Below are 17,751 nucleotides of genomic sequence, written 5' to 3'. Positions count from 1 at the left end.
ACATGAAACGCATATTCCATTGGTTCGACCGCATCATGCGTCTCGATGAAGTGTTGGCCAGCGCGGCGCTCTTCGCGATATTTCTCGTTGCCATCAGCAACATCTTCATGCGTTATATCTTCAACACGCCGCTGGCCTGGACCGAGGAGGTCCTGCAGCTACTGATGGTATGGGCCACCTTCCTCGGCGCCAGCGCCTTGGTACGGCGCAACGAACACGTGCTCATCGGCATACTGTCGGAAAACCTGCCGGCGTCGCTCGCCCGCTGGAACGACCGCCTCTTCAATGTCGGCATGGTTTTGATCGCCGCCATCGTGCTCGGCTACTGGGGGCTGCAACTGCTGCCCTACTCCAATTTCCGCAGCACCCCCATGCTTCAGATCCCGTACATGTGGATCCACGTCGCCATCCCGGTCAGTGCCGTCGTCATGGCCTACCACTGCCTCGTACGTCTGGCTCGCGATACCTAAAGGATACTCCCCATGGCCGTAGGCATAGCACTCGCAGCGCTGTTGCTTCTTTTCGTGCTGGGCACCCCCGTCGCCTTCGCACTGTTCCTGTCGACGTTTGTGTATTTCCTGTTCGGCGCCGACCAGCCCACCATGCTGCTCATCCAGCGCCTGGCCGGGGGACTGGAGTCCATCTCGCTGCTAGCGATCCCGTTTTTCATCATGGCGGGGGTGTTCATGAACTACTCCGGCATCACCGACCGTCTGCTCAAGCTGGCCGAACTCATGACCCGGCGCATGCATGGCGGCCTGGCCCAGGCTAACGTGCTGCTGAGCACCTTCATGGGCGGGCTCTCCGGCTCCAACATCGCCGACGCCGCCATGAACGCCAAGCTGCTCGTGCCCAGCATGACGGCAAGCGGCTATCCCAAGCCGTTTTCCACCGCCGTCACCGCCGCCTCCTCGCTGGTGACCTCGACCATTCCGCCGGGGATCGCGCTGATCGTCTACGGCTACGTCAACAACGTGTCGATCGGTCGCCTGTTCCTGGCCGGCGTGGTGCCCGGGGTACTGATGGCGGTATGCATGATGCTGCTGGTATCGCGCCAGTGCCGTCGGCTCGGCTACCAGCCGCCGCGCAAGGAGCGGGTCTCGCGGCATGAATGGGTCAGCGTGACGCGCGCCGGCATCATTGCCTTGCTGCTGCCGGTCGTGGTCATCGGCGGCATCCGTGTCGGCGTCTTCACGCCCACCGAAGCCGGCGCCATGGCCGTACTTTATGCCTTGATCGTGGGGATGTTCGTCTACAAGGAAATGAATATCGGCAACGTCGCCGTGGCCACGCGGGAATCGCTTTTCGCCTCAGTCAACGTGCTGTTCATCATCGCCGTGGCCTCGGGATTCGCGCGCTTTCTGACCTGGGAGCACATCCCGCAGGACATCGCCATGCTGCTCTCATCCGAGGTGGGAAGCGCGGTGGCGTTCCTGTTGCTCGCCAACTTTCTCCTGCTGACGCTGGGCATGTTCCTGGAAGGCAACGCAATTCTCATCGTGCTCTCGCCCCTGCTGGCGCCCGTGGCGGCACAGTTCGGCATCGACCCGGTGCATTTCGGCATCATCTTCATCCTCAATGCCTCCATCGGTACGATCACGCCACCCCTCGGTACGGTAATGTTCACCACCTGTAGTATCACCGGCGTCAGGGTGCCCGATTTCATCCGCGCCATCATGCCTTATTGGCTACTCCTGGTCGGCATACTGTTGATCGTAACCTTCGTGCCTGCCGTATCGATGACACTGCCCAACGTGATTTTCTAAACACGGGCACTGTCTAATACACAGGCCTTTTCTGAACACAGACACAGCCAGCCTCACGCCTCCAACGCCGCCTTGGCCATGACCTGGGCGGCGGCTCCCCGCGCGGCGGTGAAGGTACTGTCGTGAATGATTTTGACGGGAACGCGTTGTGTGCCTCGCAGCAGATCGTTCTGATGCGCCTCGAAGTACTCCAGCGCCGGCTTGATCAGCCGCTCGCCTAGATGCATTAGCGATCCGCCGAGCACCAACATGGCCGGGTTGAGCGTGTGATGCAGGTTGAGCATCAGAGTCCCCAAGGCTTCTCCGGCACGCCGCAGGACAGCATTGACATCGGGGTCGTCGCCGCGTGCCGCTATCGCCGCCTCGAGGTTTTCATCATCGGCGATCCCCAGTGCAGCGCGTATCGCCCAGCCACTGACCAGGGTCTCGGCGCACCCCCGATTGCCGCAATGACAATACAGCCCGCCTGGCTGCACGATGGTGTGACCGATCTCACCCACCAGCCCTTGCATGCCACGCGGTACCAGAGGGTAATTGTCGCCGGTGACCAGTCCGCTGCCGATACCGCTGGCGGCGCTGATATAAACGATGGACTCGGGCGGGATACCATCATGGAAATAGAACTCGCCGAACGCTGCGGCGTTGGCTTCATTATCCAGTAGCCAGGCACCGTCGAGCTCCGGCAGGTGCGGGCGAAGCAACTCAAGGAAGACAACATCGACCCAGCCCAGGTTGGGCGCGAGCCGCAGGATGGGCTGCTCCGGGGCGACCGGGCCCGGCACCGTCACACCCAAGCCCAAACAGTGCCGGTCGGCGATGACAGGGTCGTCGCGCAGGGTACGCAGCATGCCGGCCAGACGCACCGCTGTGGCCTCGGGGGTGGTGGGTGGCTCGGTGACATAACGCTGGAGCAGAACTTCGCCCCCGAGGGTGCACGCCACCACGCGCAAGCCCCGCACCCCGATATCCGCCCCCAATAGCACATGATGAGCGTCGTCCAGATACAGGGCCCGCCCCGGACGTCCTCCGCCCCGTGGCTGCAACTCACCTTCCCGCAACCAGCCGCGCTCCAGAAGCGCTTGCACCACGCCCCCCACGGTAGCCTTGGTCAGCTGCGTGCGCGCCGCGATATCGGCACGTGTCGCGCCGGGATAGCGGCGCACGGTGCCCAGAATCGAACTGCGATTGAGCTTCTTGAGAAAATTGAGATCACCGGCGGCTTGGGGGGCAAAGGTACTAACCATGGCAATACTAGGTGCCTCGCTGAAATGCGGATCGAATTCCGCAATATACCAAATTATCGCCCCTTCCCGCCGTGACGCGACGAAATTGAAAATGCAGCGCCAGCGTGTTCATAAAAGTACCAGCCATTATCACTTCTAGGCCTACTTCATGTGAGATTCATGGCCTTTTATCAGCCAAGCGTATGACTATCGTCGCATGGAAATCACCGTCTCTCTGAACGATCATTCACTTAGTTAAATCTATTAACTAAAGAACGAAAGATCGCCTAGCGACAGCCCGCTCCCCAATGCGATAGAGGTCCTGCATGAGTTCCGCAATTTACCCAAGCCTCAAAGGCAAGAAAGTGGTCATCACCGGCGGTGGTTCCGGTATTGGCGCCGGTTTGGTCGAAGCCTTCGTCAACCAGGGTGCGGACGTCCATTTCCTGGATATCACCGAGACGCCTTCTCGTGAGCTGGTCGACAAATGCGGCGGCGCACCGCATTTCCATCGTTGCGATCTGACCCAGCCCGATCAGCTTAGTGCCACGCTGAGCGCCATCGGCCACGTCGACGTGCTGATCAACAACGCCGCCAACGACGACCGCCACAAGCTCGAGGACATCACGCCCGAGTATTGGGACGACCGCATGGGCGTCAACCTGCGCCACCTGGTGCTTGCCGCCCGTGAAGTGGCACCGGCCATGCGACGTCAAGGCCAGGGAGCGATCATCAACCTGGGCTCGATCAGCTGGCACCTGGGGCAGCCCGACATGCTGCTCTATGAAACCGCCAAGGCCGGAATCGAGGGCCTGACTCGGGCCTTGGCGAGCGATCTGGGCGGCGATGGCATTCGCGTCAACTGCATCATTCCCGGCAACGTCAAGACGCCGCGTCAATCGCGTTGGTATAGCCCCGAAGACGAGGAACAAATTGTCGAAGAGCAAAAACTCAAGGTCCGCATACACCCGCATCACGTGGCAGCTATGGCGCTGTTCCTGGCCTCGGATGACGCCGCTGCCTGTACCGCCCATAACTACTGGGTCGATGCCGGCTGGATGTAATCTCTAGCCGCTTGCGCCCGCGCCACCAACAACAACGGAGCACACCATGCCAACATATAGTGATTCGCAACGTTCCCTGATTGTCTTTTTAACATGCTGTGTCGCCGCCATAGGCGGCTTCCTGTTCGGTTTCGACAGCGGGGTCATCAACGGCACCGTCGATGGCCTGCAATCCTCGTTCAATTCCGACAGCGTCGGTACCGGTTTCAACGTCGCCTCCATGCTGCTGGGTTGTGCAGTGGGGGCCTTCTTTGCCGGTGGCCTGGCTGATAAGTACGGCCGCCGAACCCTGCTGCTGGTCGCCGCCATCTTCTTCATCGTCAGCGCCTGGGGCTCGGGGGTCGCTGGCGGCTCGCTGGAATTCGTCATCTACCGGATTCTCGGCGGCCTGGCCGTGGGTGCCGCGAGTGTCATGGCGCCGGCCTACATCAGCGAAATCGCTCCCGCACATTTGCGTGGACGCCTCGCCACCATCCAGCAAGTCGCGATCATTTCGGGGCTGTTCTTCTCGTTTTTGAACAACTATCTGCTGGCCAACGTCGCCGGCGGCTCTACCTCCGAACTGTGGTTCGGCATTACCGCCTGGCGCTGGATGTTCTGGATGGAACTGATCCCCGCGACGATCTTCCTGGTCGCGCTGTTGTTCATCCCGGAAAGCCCGCGTTACCTGGTCAGTGCGCGTCGCGATGAGCGTGCCGAACGCGTGCTGCACATGATCTACAACGAAAGCGACGCCAAAGAGCGTCTGGCTCAGATCCGCGACTCGCTATCGGAGCAGCGCAAGCCGCGCTTTAGCGACTTGATCAATCCCAAGACCGGCAAGGTGATCAGCCTGGTCTGGGTCGGGATCGGCCTCGCCGTGTTCCAGCAATTGGTGGGGATCAACGTCGTCTTCTACTACGGTGCCGTTCTCTGGCAAGCCGTGGGCTTCTCCGAAGGCGATGCCTTGCTGATCAACGTCATCAGTGGCGCGGTAAGTATCGCCGCGTGCCTGGGCGCCATCGCCTTGATCGACCGCATTGGGCGCAAGCCGCTGCTGTGGGGCGGTTCTGTGGGCATGGCAATCACGTTGGCCATTCTCGTCTACGCGTTTTCGACCGCCGAGATGGTCGATGGCAGCCTGAAGCTCTCCAATAACAACGGCGTGCTCGCGCTGATCGCCGCCAACGCTTATGTGTTCTTCTTCAACAGCTCCTGGGGCCCGGTGATGTGGGTCATGCTCGGCGAAATGTTCCCCAACCAGGTACGTGGTTCAGGGCTTGCCATCGCAGGGCTTTTCCAGTGGGTCGCCAACTTCGCCATTACCATGACCTTCCCGATCATGCTCGCCTCCATCGGCCTGACCGGCGCTTATAGCTTCTACGCCATCTGCGCGGTCATCTCGATCTTCTTCGTCATCAAGTTCGTCCGCGAGACGAAGGGTCGTGAGCTCGAGGACATGGCTTACGCATAATGGTGGTCAGCCGGTGTCGGAGGAAACTCCGGCACCGGTTTTTTGTTTTTGGCCCCATGACGTTCCCAGGAGATAACAATGCCTTCACTCATAGCTCCGCATGAAAAACCCCGTGTCGCCCATCCGGCTGGCAATATCCTAGGTGAAGGGCCGCTATGGGACGAAACGGAACAAGCGCTTTACTGGGTGGATATCAAAGGCCACCAATTACAGTGTCTAGCCAACGGCAACGTGCGCCAGTGGTCGCTCGACGAGGAAATCACCAGCGTGCATCGTCACGCCGAAGGTGGCTTCATCGTCACGTTGCGACACGCCATCGCGCGTCTGCAGCTGCCAGAAGGTACGCTTGAAAAGTGGCTGACGCCCGAGCCCGAGCTGCCCGGCAACCGTTTCAACGATGCTGTCGTCGACGCCCACGGCAATCTATGGTGTGGCACCATGGACGACGCCGAGAGCCACGCCAGCGGTTCGCTCTATCGCGTGCGGCCCGACGGCGACTGCCAACGCCAGGACAGCGGATACATCGTCACCAACGGCCCGGTGCTCTCGCCTCAGGGTGATTGGCTCTACCACACCGACACGCTGGAACGCCTCATTTATAGGTTCGCCGTGGATAAACATGGCAACCTCTCAGGGCGGGAACCCTTCATCCGCATCCCCCAGGACCAGGGCTGCCCCGATGGCATGACCACCGACCGCGACGGCAACCTCTGGGTCTGCCAATTCGGCGGCTGGCGTATCAGCGTCTTCGATAGCCAAGGTCAACTACACGAAGAAATCCCCATGCCCGTCGCCAATATCACCAGTTGCACCTTTGGTGGCCCCGACCTTTCCACTCTCTACATCACCACCGCCCGCAAGGGCCTCGATGACGGCGCCCTGGCCGAGCAACCCGATGCCGGTGCGCTATTCGCAATCGAAACCCAAACCCACGGCGCGCCTACGCCGGCCTTCGCCACACAGGCGTAACCCATCTCTAGAAGACAAACGGCCCCACTGTCTTGGCAATACGCCTTGGCAGTGGGGCCGTCGTTTATCCGTCGCTTGGCAAGTCGTTAAGGCCTCCCCTCAAGACTGAGATAAAGCGCAAGCTGTTTTTTGAAAGCCCTCAGTTTGCATTGATGCAGCACATCTAGTTTTTTAGCACTCCAAGTATAATACCAATGTCTAGTCATAATGGAGAATATGTGGTTGGAATAAACATCAGACATTATATACATTAATATCATACATTTTAGAGACCATCACGATGACGCTAACACGCCTTCCGATTCCCCCAAATGCCGGTGGGGCTAAGGCCTTGGCTAACGTGCTAGCACATGCAATCTTGGCGGGTGAGTGGGTCAGCGGTGAGACATTTCCGCGTGAAATCGACTTGTGCGAGCACTTCGCGGCTAGCCGCAATCGGGTGCGAAATGCTCTTGCCGAACTCAGCAATAGTGGTTTGATCGAACGCACCGCCGGGCGCGGTACAGTGGTGCGCGATATCGAGGAGTGGCATCTGCTTGATCCGCAGATGAGCGAATGGATGTCGGAACTGGAGTCACCTCATCCCCAATTGGTTAACGAGGTCTTCGCATTTCGTTTATCCGCCGAACCTTTTATTAGTGAATTATCAGCCCTGAATGCGACTGCACAAGACTTGGCACGCATCGAAACAGCCTTCGACGGCATGTGGGCGAATGCGGACGATCCGGCAAGGCGCGAGGTGCACACCGAATACGACGTAGCCTTTCATGACGCCATCTATCGTGCCAGTCACAACCTCGTGTGGAGGCAGATGGGGCTGTTATTGCGACCCTCGATCGTGGCACTAATCCATCATTCTCATCATCAGGTGAACTCACTGGACGACAGCCTAGAGCGCCATCGCCAAGTACTTGAGGCCATTCGCATGCGCCAGCCGGACGCAGCCCGAATGGCCACCGAGCGAGTCCTGGAGCGCACCGCCTCCGATCTCGGCGTCGACAACGGGGCGCGCAAACTCAGGCGCCCAAACCAAGCTCTCCGACGATGAAGCCTTGGCGCATAACTAAACGTCAGCTGACAAATACCGCTCTCAGGATGTCGCCTCTACGCACTATCCGACACCGAGACCGGAGGAGGCACCGACATTTCCTCCATCTAAAGGATCCAACGCATGAAATCACACTACTCAAGTCCCGGCGGATACTGCCGCGCTGCCAGTCTCTCCAGGCCGATGCTGACTGCTATGGCTGGGGCGTATCGGTGGTCGAATGATGCTTACTTGAACCTTGAGTGAATCTTGTCCAAGTAATACCAGAGCACTGGTCGAAGGCTTCCTATGAAGAGACCGACGCAGGACTCAAGCCCGAGAGAGTGAACGCATGACCACCACCGATTCGACCTCAGCGCCTCACAGCCAGCACCTGCAGGAGGCGCGGTGGCTGACCCTGACCGCCGCCGGCGTTCAGCTGCAGCTAGACCTTGACCAGGACAGGCCGCGCATCGCGCATTTCGGGCATACGCTGGCGGTCGATCCCGCGACACAGCGACTGATGGCCAGTGCCGCGACTCCCCAAGCGAGCCTCGACCAACTGCCGCCCAATACGCTCTTCAATGACGCAGGAAGCGGTTTCGCTGGCCAGCCGGCATTGAGTGGCGATCGCGACGGCCAGGACTGGCTCAGCGACCTACAGCTGGCCGACGTCGGCTGTCGCCACGATGCGCAGGCCGCCCACGCCCATCTGACCCTGCGCGACGAGCTCAGCCAGTTGGAGGTGCGCCTCTCGCTTCAGCTGACCGCCGAGGGTGTGCTGCGCCAGCAGACCACTCTGAGCAACCAGGCCAGCCGCCCCTATCGCCTCGAGTGGCTGGCCGCCGCCTGCCTGCCGCTGCCGGTGCGCTACGAGGAATGCCTGACCTTCGGCGGCCGCTGGGTGCAGGAATTCACCGAGACCCGTCATGCCATCGGCGAGGGCATGTTCGCCCTGGAAAACCGCCGCGGCCGCGGCTCGCACCAGCGTGTACCGTCGGTGATCGTCGGCACTCGGGGGTTCAGCGAGCAGCGTGGCGAGGTCATCAGCGCCCACCTGGCCTGGAGCGGCAACCATCGCGTGCTGGTCGAGCGTCAGTTCGACGGCAGCACCCAGCTGCAGCTGGGCGCCCTGCTGCTGCCGGGCGAACAGACCCTGGCGGCCGGCGAATCGATCACCACCCCGGAGGTGGTGCTGGCCTGGTCCGACAGCGGCATCAACAGCGCCAGTCAGCGCCAGCATGCCGCCCTGCGCGCACGCCTCGACTGGCCGCAATCGCACAAGCCGCGCCCGGTGCACGTCAACACCTGGGAAGCGCTCTACTTCGACCACGACGCCGCCCGTCTCGATGAGCTGGTGGTGGCCGCTGGGGACGTGGGTGCGGAACGCTTCGTGCTGGATGACGGCTGGTTCGTCGGTCGCGACGGAGAGCGTGCCGCCCTGGGCGATTGGTATCTCGACGAGGACAAGTACCCCAACGGCCTCGATCCGCTGATCGCGGCGGTCCACGCCCAAGGCATGGAGTTCGGCCTGTGGGTCGAACCCGAGATTGTCAACCCGGACAGCGAGCTCTATCGCCGCCACCCGGATTGGATCCTCGGCCTGCCCGGCCGCGACCAGCCGCTGGGCCGCTACCAGTGCGTACTGGATCTGACGCGTCCCGAGGTCGGCGACTACCTGTTCGCGCGCCTCCATGCGTTGCTCGCCGAGTATCCTATCCGCTATCTCAAGTGGGACATGAACCGCGACCTGACCCATGCGGCCAGCCAGACCGGCGAGCACGCCGGTCGCCCGGCGGCTCATACCCAGGTCGAGGCGCTCTATGCCCTGCTGGCCCGGCTGCGCGCCGCGCATCCCGAGGTCGAGATCGAGAGCTGCGCCTCGGGCGGTGCCCGCACCGATCATGGCATCCTGCGCCACACCCATCGGGTCTGGACCTCGGACTGCAACGACCCTCACGAGCGCGTGCATATCCAGCGCGGCGCCGGGCGCTTCTTGCCACCGGAGCTGTTGGGCGACCACATCGGGCCCGCGCATGCTCATACCACTTCACGCCGCACCAGCCTGGCCTTCCGTGCCAGCACCGCCCTGTTCGGGCACCTAGGGCTTGAGCTGGATGTCAGTCGGCTCGACCACGACGAACGCGCCGTGTTGAGAGGCTGGACCGAGCGCTACAAGGCACTGCGCGGCCTGCTGCATGGTGGCATTAGCTGGCGCCTGGATTGCCTCGACCCGCACCAGCAGGCGCATGGCGTGGTTAGCCCCGCCGGTGATGAGGCGCTCTTCAACGTCAGCCAGCTCGCCATGCCACGCCACGCCTTGCCGGCATCTCAGCCACTGGCGGGACTCGACCCAACGCGGCGCTACCGGGTCGAACTGCTCAAGCTCCCCGAACACCCCGAGCGGCGCATGAAGGCCCTGCCGGCCTGGATCGATGCCCAGCTCAACCAAGGGGAAACACTGGAAGCGAGTGGCGAGCAGTTGATGATGCTCGGGCTGGCCCTGCCGGTGCTTGACCCCGACCAGGCCTTGCTGCTGCACCTGCGGGCCTGCGACTAGGCCAAGACAACTACCTGAACCAACAGACTTTCTTATGTAACCGCCCATTTATAACTAAGGAGTAACGTCATGCAGCTAGGCGTTTGCTATTACCCCGAGCATTGGCCCCGCGAGCGCTGGGCACAAGATACACGAGACATGCTCGCCGCGGGCATAAGTACCGTGCGCATTGGTGAATTTGCCTGGAGTCGGCTGGAACCCCGCCCGGGTCAATTGGACTTTACCTGGCTGGACGATGCCGTGGAGGTGCTAGCAAGCGCTGGCCTTAAGATCGTTATGGGCACACCAACTGCCACGCCTCCGAAGTGGCTGGTAGATGCGCACCCAGAGATTCTCGCCGTCGATGAAAACGGCGACGTCCGCGGCTTCGGATCTCGTCGGCACTATTGTTTCGCCTCACCGGTCTACCGGGAGCTTAGTGAGCGCATCGTGCGCCTGATGGCTGAGCGCTACGCAGGCAACCCTGCTATCACGGCTTGGCAGACCGACAATGAATACGGCTGCCATGACACCATCCTCAGCTACTCGGCTGCTGCTCGCTCACGTTTTCCAGAGTGGCTCGAAGCCCGTTATGGCACCGTCGATGCGCTCAACGACGCCTGGGGCACAGTATTCTGGAGCATGGAGGTCACGGCTTTCGACCAGGTCGAGGCCCCGGTGGGAACCGTCACTGAGCCGCACCCGGCTATTGTGCTCGATTACCGCCGTTTCTGCTCCGATATGGTAGCGGAATACAATCGTCTGCAGGTCAATACACTTCGCGCGGCGGGCGTGAACGTTGATATCGTGCACAACTTCATGGGCCTCTTTACCGAGTTCGACCATTTCGACGTATCCAAGGATCTCGATATCGCCAGTTGGGATAGCTATCCCCTCGGCTTCCTCGAGCGGGGTGCCCACGATGATTCGACCAAGGCCTTCTACAGGCAACAGGGCCATCCGGACTTTGCCGGCTTCCATCACGATCTCTACCGCGCCATGTGCAAAGGTCGCTGGTGGGTCATGGAGCAGCAGCCGGGGCCGGTCAACTGGGCGCTAAGCAATGCCGCGCCACTCGATGGAATGGTGCGACTTTGGAGCCATGAAGCCTTTGCCCATGGAGCCGAACTGGTCTCCTACTTCCGGTGGCGACAAGCGCCCTTCGCGCAGGAACAAATGCACGCCGGCCTTCTACGGCCCGACGGCAGTCAGGCCGCAGCTTGGCAGGAAGTCATTGCGGTGCGCGACGAAATCAACGTAATGGCAGATGCCGCACCTGACCTAGCCGCCAGCACGCAGTCCCCGGTCGCATTGATGTTCGACTACACGGCCATCTGGGCCTGCCAGATTCAGCCACATGCCGAGCATTTCGACGCTCTCGAGCTTCATCTGCTCTGGTACAGCGCACTACGGCGACTCGGCCTGGATGTGGATATCGTCTCTTCACAAGACGACTTAAAAGGCTATTCACTGATCGCACTGCCTTGCCAGGTGATCGCCGATGATGCCTTGGCGAAGCGGCTGGAAGAAGCACGTGATAGTGGTAGCCGCATCATCATCGGTGCGCGCTCCGGCTCGAGAACGGTGGACTTTCGTGTCCCCGAACAGCTGTCACCCGGTGCACTGACAGGGCTGACCGGCGTAACGGTGGATCGTGTCGATGGCCTGTGTCCTGGTGCAGAGCCAGCACTTACCCTGGCAAACGGCCATAGAGGTCATGCCCTTCGATGGCGGGACCTGCTCGACTCGGAGCGTCAGCAAGCCAAGATCATCAGCGTCTTCGATGATGGTGAGCCCGCCGTCACCGAGCATCACTCGGTGACCTATCTGACAGGTTGGCTGAATGAGGACAGCATGGTCGCACTATTCGAGGGCGAATGTCGCAAGGTGGGTATAGCCGTCAACCCGATGCCGAGTGGCGTTCGGCTACGGCGTCGCGGACCGCTCTGCTTCGCCTTCAATTATGCGCCCGAGGCGCGTCGACTGCCCGAGAGCCTGGTACCAAGCGATGGCTACCTTGTGGGCGCCACGCGACTGCCCTCGGCAGGGGTAAGCATCTGGCGCGACGCGTAAGTCGCTTACTCTAGCGTATGCCAAAAGCGTAACGACAATGCCCAGGCCAAGTGCCTGGGCATTGTCATTGAGGGGTCAACGCTGGGATGAGGCCCTAAATGAAAGCGATATAGATACCCAATACCAGCATCAGCAGCACGACGCTGGCTATTTTAGTGCCTGCCCAAGGCGTCATGTCGATAGCACCAACGTCTTTCTGAATCCATGGTACTTCTCGAGGCGCCACCTTACCGATGATCAGCATCATCGACACGAGCACCACTAGCACGATGGCGATGAAGTGGAAGTTGTGAACCGCATCCACCAGCTTGGCCAACGGCGGCACGAAATAGAACAGGCCAATCAGGGCGCAGCCCAACACCAGTGCCAAGTTAGCAGCGATGGCTGGCACACGCTTGGATACCAGCCCCACCACGATCACCGACAGCAGCGGAATGTAATAAATGGAGTTCACTTTCTGCACATAGACGAACAGGCTTTCTTGGCTAGCCATCAACGGGGCGATGGTCATGGCCGCGGCGGCCATGATCCAGCCAGCCCACTTCGAGATCCTCACCACCTGCTCGTCACTCGCCTCACGGTTAAGGCGTGCCTTGTAGACATCCAGACTAAACAAGGTAGCAGTGGAGTTCAGTGCCGAGTTGAAGGACGACAGGATGGCGCCGACCATAGCGGCGGCGAAGAAGCCGGTCAGCGGCGCCGGCAATACATCGTATACCAGACGACCATAAGCGGCATCGGCCTTGATGCCCTCCCCAGCGTAGAGCTGAAAAGCAATGATCCCTGGCAACACAAGATAAAGTGGACCAAGCAGCTTGAGCAGCCCGGTCAGCAGCACGCCCTTCTGGCCTTCGGCCAGGGTCTTGGCGGCAAAGGTACGCTGAATGATCTGCTGGTTGGTGCACCAGTAGAACATGTTGAGCAAAAGCACCCCGGTGAACAACGTCGAGAAGGGCACCGACTGGTCCTCGTTACCCAGCGAGCGCAGCTTTTCGGGGTTAGTCGCCTTCAGTTCTTCCCAGCCGGCCATCACCCCCTGACCATCGCTCACCGCATTGAGGCCGAAATAGACGATCAGCAGCCCGCCAATCAGCAGACCGATACCGTTCAGGGTGTCAGAGATGGCGATCGAGCGCAGCCCGCCGAACAGTGCATAAATTGCACCACCAAGCCCTACCGCGACGACTGTTCCGATCAACAGTGTATACGTGGACTCGATACCGGTGAGTGCCTTGAGATCCAGCAGCCCCATCAGGCCTAGCGCCCCCGAGTACAAAATACTCGGTAGCAGAATCACCGCGTAGGCGACCATGAATATGATGTTGGCCAATAGCTGAGTCGTTCGATCAAACCGCAGCGCTAAAAGCTCTGGCAACGTGGTGATACCGCTCTTCAGGAAACGCGGCAGAAAGAACATGGCCATCGCCACCAGCGAAACCACCGCGACTACCTCCCAGGCCATTACCGAGAGCCCATCGGTGAAGGCAGCACCGTTAAGACCCACCATCTGCTCGGTGGAGAGATTGGTCATCAAAAGTGAACCGGCGATGACCGGGAAGGTCAGGCTGCGCCCCGCCAGAAAATAGCCTTTGGAGTGCCGGTGATCATCATGTCGGGTCATTCGCCAGGTGATGAAAGCCACCAAGCCGGTGAAAAAAACGAAGGAAAGTAATGTCAGTGAATTCATGAATTGTCCTTTTTGTGGACGCAGGCAAGTACTCGCGATGGAGCTGATAGCCAGTCTAACGAGTCAAGTAACCGACACCATTAACCATTTGTCTCACATTAAAAACTAAATGTACGATAAATTGAGACATTTCTTTGACATGCCAGTAGTATCGACTCTCAAATCAATCTGATGAACGCCGCAGTTAACATAACGTGAGGCCGTATTCTATGCATCGCGCTATGCCAGGAAGCACGGTTCGGCCTGATGAATGCAAGCATTAAGAGCACCTTTCAAAACACTGATGGCGCGGATGTCGGGGCATCAGTGTTCTTCGGTACCACCAAAAACGCCTTCACCGCTCTAGGCAGTGAAGGCGTTTTTCATGCCAGCCCGGACGGGGCTGGCAAGCTACGATCACGTTGCGGGTAACGCCTTGGGCGAGGCGCTGTCGTCCGTGTCGTCGTCTTCCTCGTAAGCCGCATTGCTCACCTTGAAGCGTCCCACCAGCACATGCATGTCGTTGGCCCGTTCATCCAGCGACATACTGGCCGAGGAGCCATCCTGAACCAGTGAGGCATTCTGCTGGGTCACCTGGTCGAGCTGGGCAATCGCCTGGTTGATCTGGTCGATCCCCGTCGATTGCTCTTGCGTGGCTTCGGCGATTTCGGAGACGAACTGCGATACCTTATCGACGCTATCGACGATCTCGCGCAGATGTCCCCCCGTCTCTTCGACCAGATTTGCGCCCTCGCCGACCTTGGCCACGCTGTCCTTGACCAGGTGGCGAATCTGCTCGGCTTCATCGGCACTGCGGCTGGCAAGACGGCGTACCTCGTCGGCGACGACGGCGAAACCACGGCCGTGCTCGCCAGCGCGGGCCGCTTCCACTGAGGCATTCAAGGCCAGCAGATTGGTCTGGAAGGCAATGGAATCGATCGCCTCGACGATCGTGGAAATCTTGTCGCTGGACTCGCGAATCTCCTGCATCGCGGTATGCGTCCGATCTCCCACGTCGCCCGCTTCACGGGCGCGCTGACCGACCCCGTGGCTCATGTCGCGCGCCTGGTGAGCATAGTCGGCGGTTTGCTTCACGGTCGCGGTGATTTCCTCGAGACTCGCCGCCGTTTCGGCCAGTGACGAGGACTGCTCATCGGTACGTTGCGCCAGGTCCTGATTGCCCGAGGCGATCTGACGGCTGCTGGACGCCACCGACTCGGCCCCGTCGCGAACCTGCGCAATCAGCCGCTCGAAGGTTACCATCATCTGGTTGAAGGCCTGCGCGGTATGCCCGATTTCATCGCCGTGGCGCACCTTAAGGCGCATCGACAGGTCACCGGTCTGCCCCGCGGCGCCGCTGATGCTTTCCATCTGGCGACGCATTTCACCGATGGGCTTGAGCACGCGTGTCATCACGCGCCAGCCCACCGCCGCCAGAATCACGATCACGATCAACAACACAACGAGCTGCAATACGCGACCGGCCTGCGCGGTCGCGGCGGCTTGGTTGGCGGCGTCATCGGCGCGCTCGGCAGCATAGGCTTCGACGCGCTCCAGGCTCTCGCCCATGCCGTCCATCGCCTGGGAAACGCCAGCCAAGGCCTGTTGAGAGCGCTCGCGCAAGCCAAGCTGACGATCGCGCAATGCATAAACGGCGTTGTCGCTCGTCAGCATCAATTCATTGAGTTCGGTCACGACATCTTCCAACTGACCGGCACTTTCCTGCTGGGCCGGCGTCGCCCCTACCGCGCCCTCGATACTCGCCAACGCCTGTTGAATCCGCGAAATCTGCTGAGCGATCTGGTTATAGCGCAGATCGACCAACGCATCGTGGCTGTCGACCTGCATCAGTTGCCGCCCCTGATCGGCCAGTTGTGCCACCAGCATCTGCACGTCGCTGCTGAGCCCAGCGATGTTGGCACGCTGTTCCGTCAGCGTATCGAGCATCGACATCGGCACCATCGACATCCCATCGTCCTGCATCGACTGGACGCGTCCGATCAGGGCGCGTTGCTCACGTACGTCCTCGAGGGTCGCACGTCCCGCCATCGATTCGGCGTCGGTCAATACTTCGCCGATCTTGTCCTGCATCTCGTCGATACGCGCGCGCATGGAAGCGGTCAGCGCTACGTCCTCGCGGCGCACTTCTTCCAGCGCGGTATCGGCCTGGCGCAAGTCGGCGTAATCACTTTCCAGTGTCTCGAACAACGCCTGGTTATCGTCGCCGATCAATGCAGCGAGCCTGTCACGCCCCGCCGTGAAGGCTTCATCGGCCTCGGCCTGGTCAATGACGTCATCGAAGGCAGCCTCGCTGTCGGCGGCAAGCAGACCCGACTGGCGTTGACGATAACGCGTCAACGCATCGCTCATGTCACCACTGGCCGCCTGCTGCGGCAGTATTTCATCGGTAAACAGGCTCTGCGCCTCGATCAACCGCTGGTTGGACAAAAACCCTGCCGCCGCGGGAATCAACGCCCCCAGCACCGCGGCCACGAACAACCCGATCAACATCGCCCGTAGGCTCAAACTCTTTTTCATGGGGTTACTCCTTGGCCGCGCCATCATCGAGCAGGGTGAACCAATCGACCAACTCGAATTGGCCGTCGTGAATACGCGTGGCCCACACGGCATTGCTCGCTTGATGATCCTTGGAACCCAACGTCAGTGGCTTGCCAATGCCAAGATCGATGTCGCCCAAACCTTCCAGGCCATCGACGAGCGCCTCGCGGTCGGGATCGGTGCCGGCCGCTTCAAGCCCTTTGATGAACAGCGACGCCGCCAGATAGCCCTCCAGCGACACGAAATCGCCGTCGCTGTCGGCGCCATTGGCCTGCAAGGCGGCGCGATACGCCTCGACACCCGGCAGATCCGAGGTATGGGGTGGCACTACCTGGGTCACGATCACGCCTTCGGCGGCGTTGCCCAGTTCATCGAGCAGCGCCTGGCTACCCACGAAGGAGACATTGAGAAACAACGCATCGGGCAGGTCCTTGCGGGCTTCGCGGATGAAATCCGCCGCCGGCCCGTAGGTGCCCACGATGATCACTGCTTTAGGCGTCACGGGTGCCTGCAAGACAGTGGCGAGCCCGCGATGCACATTGCGCGTGCCGCGCGTGTAGCGTCCATGCGCCAAGCGTTCGGGGTGGGAATAACCATGATTGGCCAACGAGCGCAGCGCGCCTTGGTAACCGGCATCGCCGTAACCGTCGGCCTGAGTAAAGAAGGCGATTTCCTCGGGCGCGATGCCGGCCATCAGCAAGCCCTCGATCATCGTCGCGGTTTCCTGGGCATAACTCGCGCGATAGTTGAAGACATAGCGATCCGGCGGGGACTGACGCAAGATGCCGCTGCCGGTGAGCGCACCTATCAGCGGCATCTTATGGTCAAGCAGAATAGGCAGGTTGACGATTGCAGTGGGCGTACCGACGTTGCCCAGCATCGCCAATATATCGTCGTCTTCCAGAAGCTCGCGTGTTGACTTGGCCGAGCGCAACGGCTCATAACCGTCATCGCGTGTCACCAACGTCAGCGTCTCACCATTCACACCGCCCGACTCGTTGGCCTCGGCGAAGCGCGCCTCGATGCCCTGCCGCATTCCCTCCCCGAGCGATGACGCTGCCCCGCTGAAGGGCGCGACCATACCGACCTTGACCTCTGCCATGGACGGCGTCGCCATCAACGCGAGCGACACGACAAGTACCAACGACGTCACATTCACCAACGACGCCATTCTCACCAACGACGCCACACGCACTGGCGACCCTAGGCCCGCCAGCCACCTGCAATGAACCTTCATGTATCCCTGCCTCTTTATAGTGATGCACGCTCACGCGGGGATGATCAGCTCCCCCGCACGCTTATGCAGATACCTATCGGCAGTGGATCAGAAAAGTTGAATCGAGACACCCGACTCAACGTTGGGCTTCACAGGAAGACGTTGGGCTTCACAGGAAGACGTTGGGCGTTACAGT

Annotated in this window: 12 protein-coding genes; 8 read left to right on the top strand and 4 right to left on the bottom strand. The window is 60.6% G+C overall.

Annotated features, from left to right (window positions below; translation table 11 throughout):
• The first annotated feature begins 2 nt into the window (after positions 1-2).
• Both SR908_RS16205 and SR908_RS16200 read left to right on the top strand, forming a co-directional pair.
• Complete coding sequence (locus tag SR908_RS16205; protein ID WP_246923479.1) at positions 3-470, top strand: TRAP transporter small permease; 468 nt, start codon at positions 3-5, stop codon at positions 468-470.
• A 12-nt stretch (positions 471-482) separates the two neighbouring features.
• Positions 483-1,766 carry a TRAP transporter large permease gene (locus SR908_RS16200; RefSeq protein ID WP_246923476.1) on the top strand — a complete coding sequence of 428 codons (1,284 nt, stop codon included), beginning with the start codon at positions 483-485 and terminating at the stop codon, positions 1,764-1,766.
• 53 nt (positions 1,767-1,819) lie between these two features.
• Here SR908_RS16200 and SR908_RS16195 read toward each other — a convergent pair whose 3' ends face one another.
• Positions 1,820-3,010 carry an ROK family transcriptional regulator gene (locus tag SR908_RS16195; protein ID WP_246923473.1) on the bottom strand — a complete coding sequence of 397 codons (1,191 nt, stop codon included), beginning with the start codon at positions 3,008-3,010 and terminating at the stop codon, positions 1,820-1,822.
• Between the two features lie 305 nt (positions 3,011-3,315).
• Between SR908_RS16195 and SR908_RS16190 the strand changes: the two genes are divergently transcribed.
• The 6 genes from SR908_RS16190 to SR908_RS16165 all read left to right on the top strand — a co-directional run bounded on the left by SR908_RS16190 (position 3,316) and on the right by SR908_RS16165 (position 12,114).
• Complete coding sequence (locus SR908_RS16190; RefSeq protein ID WP_097023823.1) at positions 3,316-4,053, top strand: SDR family NAD(P)-dependent oxidoreductase; 738 nt, start codon at positions 3,316-3,318, stop codon at positions 4,051-4,053.
• Positions 4,054-4,099: 46 nt separating this feature from the next.
• Positions 4,100-5,506: a sugar porter family MFS transporter gene (locus SR908_RS16185; protein ID WP_246923470.1), complete on the top strand. Its 1,407-nt coding sequence runs from the start codon at positions 4,100-4,102 to the stop codon at positions 5,504-5,506.
• A 78-nt stretch (positions 5,507-5,584) separates the two neighbouring features.
• A complete protein-coding gene (locus tag SR908_RS16180; RefSeq protein ID WP_246923468.1) occupies positions 5,585-6,475 on the top strand; it encodes an SMP-30/gluconolactonase/LRE family protein in 891 nt (296 codons plus the stop codon).
• 340 nt (positions 6,476-6,815) lie between these two features.
• Positions 6,816-7,523 (top strand): FadR/GntR family transcriptional regulator, encoded by a 708-nt coding sequence (locus SR908_RS16175; RefSeq protein WP_322527402.1) that lies wholly within the window; start codon positions 6,816-6,818, stop codon positions 7,521-7,523.
• Positions 7,524-7,854: 331 nt separating this feature from the next.
• The gene (locus SR908_RS16170; protein WP_246923465.1) at positions 7,855-10,062 is read left to right on the top strand and encodes an alpha-galactosidase; all 2,208 of its coding nucleotides are present in this window, start codon (positions 7,855-7,857) and stop codon (positions 10,060-10,062) included.
• 69 nt (positions 10,063-10,131) lie between these two features.
• Positions 10,132-12,114 carry a beta-galactosidase gene (locus SR908_RS16165; RefSeq protein ID WP_246923462.1) on the top strand — a complete coding sequence of 661 codons (1,983 nt, stop codon included), beginning with the start codon at positions 10,132-10,134 and terminating at the stop codon, positions 12,112-12,114.
• Positions 12,115-12,208: 94 nt separating this feature from the next.
• On the opposite strand, the gene SR908_RS16160 is transcribed toward SR908_RS16165, so the two are convergent.
• The 3 genes from SR908_RS16160 to SR908_RS16150 form a co-directional block, all read right to left on the bottom strand.
• The gene (locus SR908_RS16160; RefSeq protein WP_246923460.1) at positions 12,209-13,801 is read right to left on the bottom strand and encodes a solute:sodium symporter family transporter; all 1,593 of its coding nucleotides are present in this window, start codon (positions 13,799-13,801) and stop codon (positions 12,209-12,211) included.
• Positions 13,802-14,197: 396 nt separating this feature from the next.
• Positions 14,198-16,318 carry a methyl-accepting chemotaxis protein gene (locus SR908_RS16155; RefSeq protein ID WP_246923457.1) on the bottom strand — a complete coding sequence of 707 codons (2,121 nt, stop codon included), beginning with the start codon at positions 16,316-16,318 and terminating at the stop codon, positions 14,198-14,200.
• A 4-nt stretch (positions 16,319-16,322) separates the two neighbouring features.
• On the bottom strand, positions 16,323-17,576 hold the full coding sequence (locus SR908_RS16150; protein WP_246923455.1) for an ABC transporter substrate-binding protein: 1,254 nt from the start codon (positions 17,574-17,576) through the stop codon (positions 16,323-16,325).
• Positions 17,577-17,751: the final 175 nt, after the last annotated feature.

The organism is Chromohalobacter canadensis (genome assembly GCF_034479555.1).
Taxonomy (GTDB): Bacteria; Pseudomonadota; Gammaproteobacteria; order Pseudomonadales; family Halomonadaceae; genus Chromohalobacter; species Chromohalobacter canadensis.
Note: the sequence above shows the minus strand (reverse complement) of the source record. Positions and strands in the feature narration are given on the sequence as shown.

Excerpts from the sequence above, each read along its gene's own strand:
- SR908_RS16205 (WP_246923479.1), top strand. The coding sequence starts at position 3 with ATGAAACGCATATTCCATTGGTTCGACCGCATCATGCGTCTCGATGAA.
- SR908_RS16170 (WP_246923465.1), top strand. The coding sequence starts at position 7,855 with ATGACCACCACCGATTCGACCTCAGCGCCTCACAGCCAGCACCTGCAG.
- SR908_RS16180 (WP_246923468.1), top strand. The coding sequence starts at position 5,585 with ATGCCTTCACTCATAGCTCCGCATGAAAAACCCCGTGTCGCCCATCCG.
- SR908_RS16155 (WP_246923457.1), bottom strand. The coding sequence starts at position 16,318 with ATGAAAAAGAGTTTGAGCCTACGGGCGATGTTGATCGGGTTGTTCGTG.
- SR908_RS16165 (WP_246923462.1), top strand. The coding sequence starts at position 10,132 with ATGCAGCTAGGCGTTTGCTATTACCCCGAGCATTGGCCCCGCGAGCGC.
- SR908_RS16150 (WP_246923455.1), bottom strand. The coding sequence starts at position 17,576 with ATGAAGGTTCATTGCAGGTGGCTGGCGGGCCTAGGGTCGCCAGTGCGT.
- SR908_RS16195 (WP_246923473.1), bottom strand. The coding sequence starts at position 3,010 with ATGGTTAGTACCTTTGCCCCCCAAGCCGCCGGTGATCTCAATTTTCTC.
- SR908_RS16160 (WP_246923460.1), bottom strand. The coding sequence starts at position 13,801 with ATGAATTCACTGACATTACTTTCCTTCGTTTTTTTCACCGGCTTGGTG.
- SR908_RS16190 (WP_097023823.1), top strand. The coding sequence starts at position 3,316 with ATGAGTTCCGCAATTTACCCAAGCCTCAAAGGCAAGAAAGTGGTCATC.
- SR908_RS16200 (WP_246923476.1), top strand. The coding sequence starts at position 483 with ATGGCCGTAGGCATAGCACTCGCAGCGCTGTTGCTTCTTTTCGTGCTG.
- SR908_RS16185 (WP_246923470.1), top strand. The coding sequence starts at position 4,100 with ATGCCAACATATAGTGATTCGCAACGTTCCCTGATTGTCTTTTTAACA.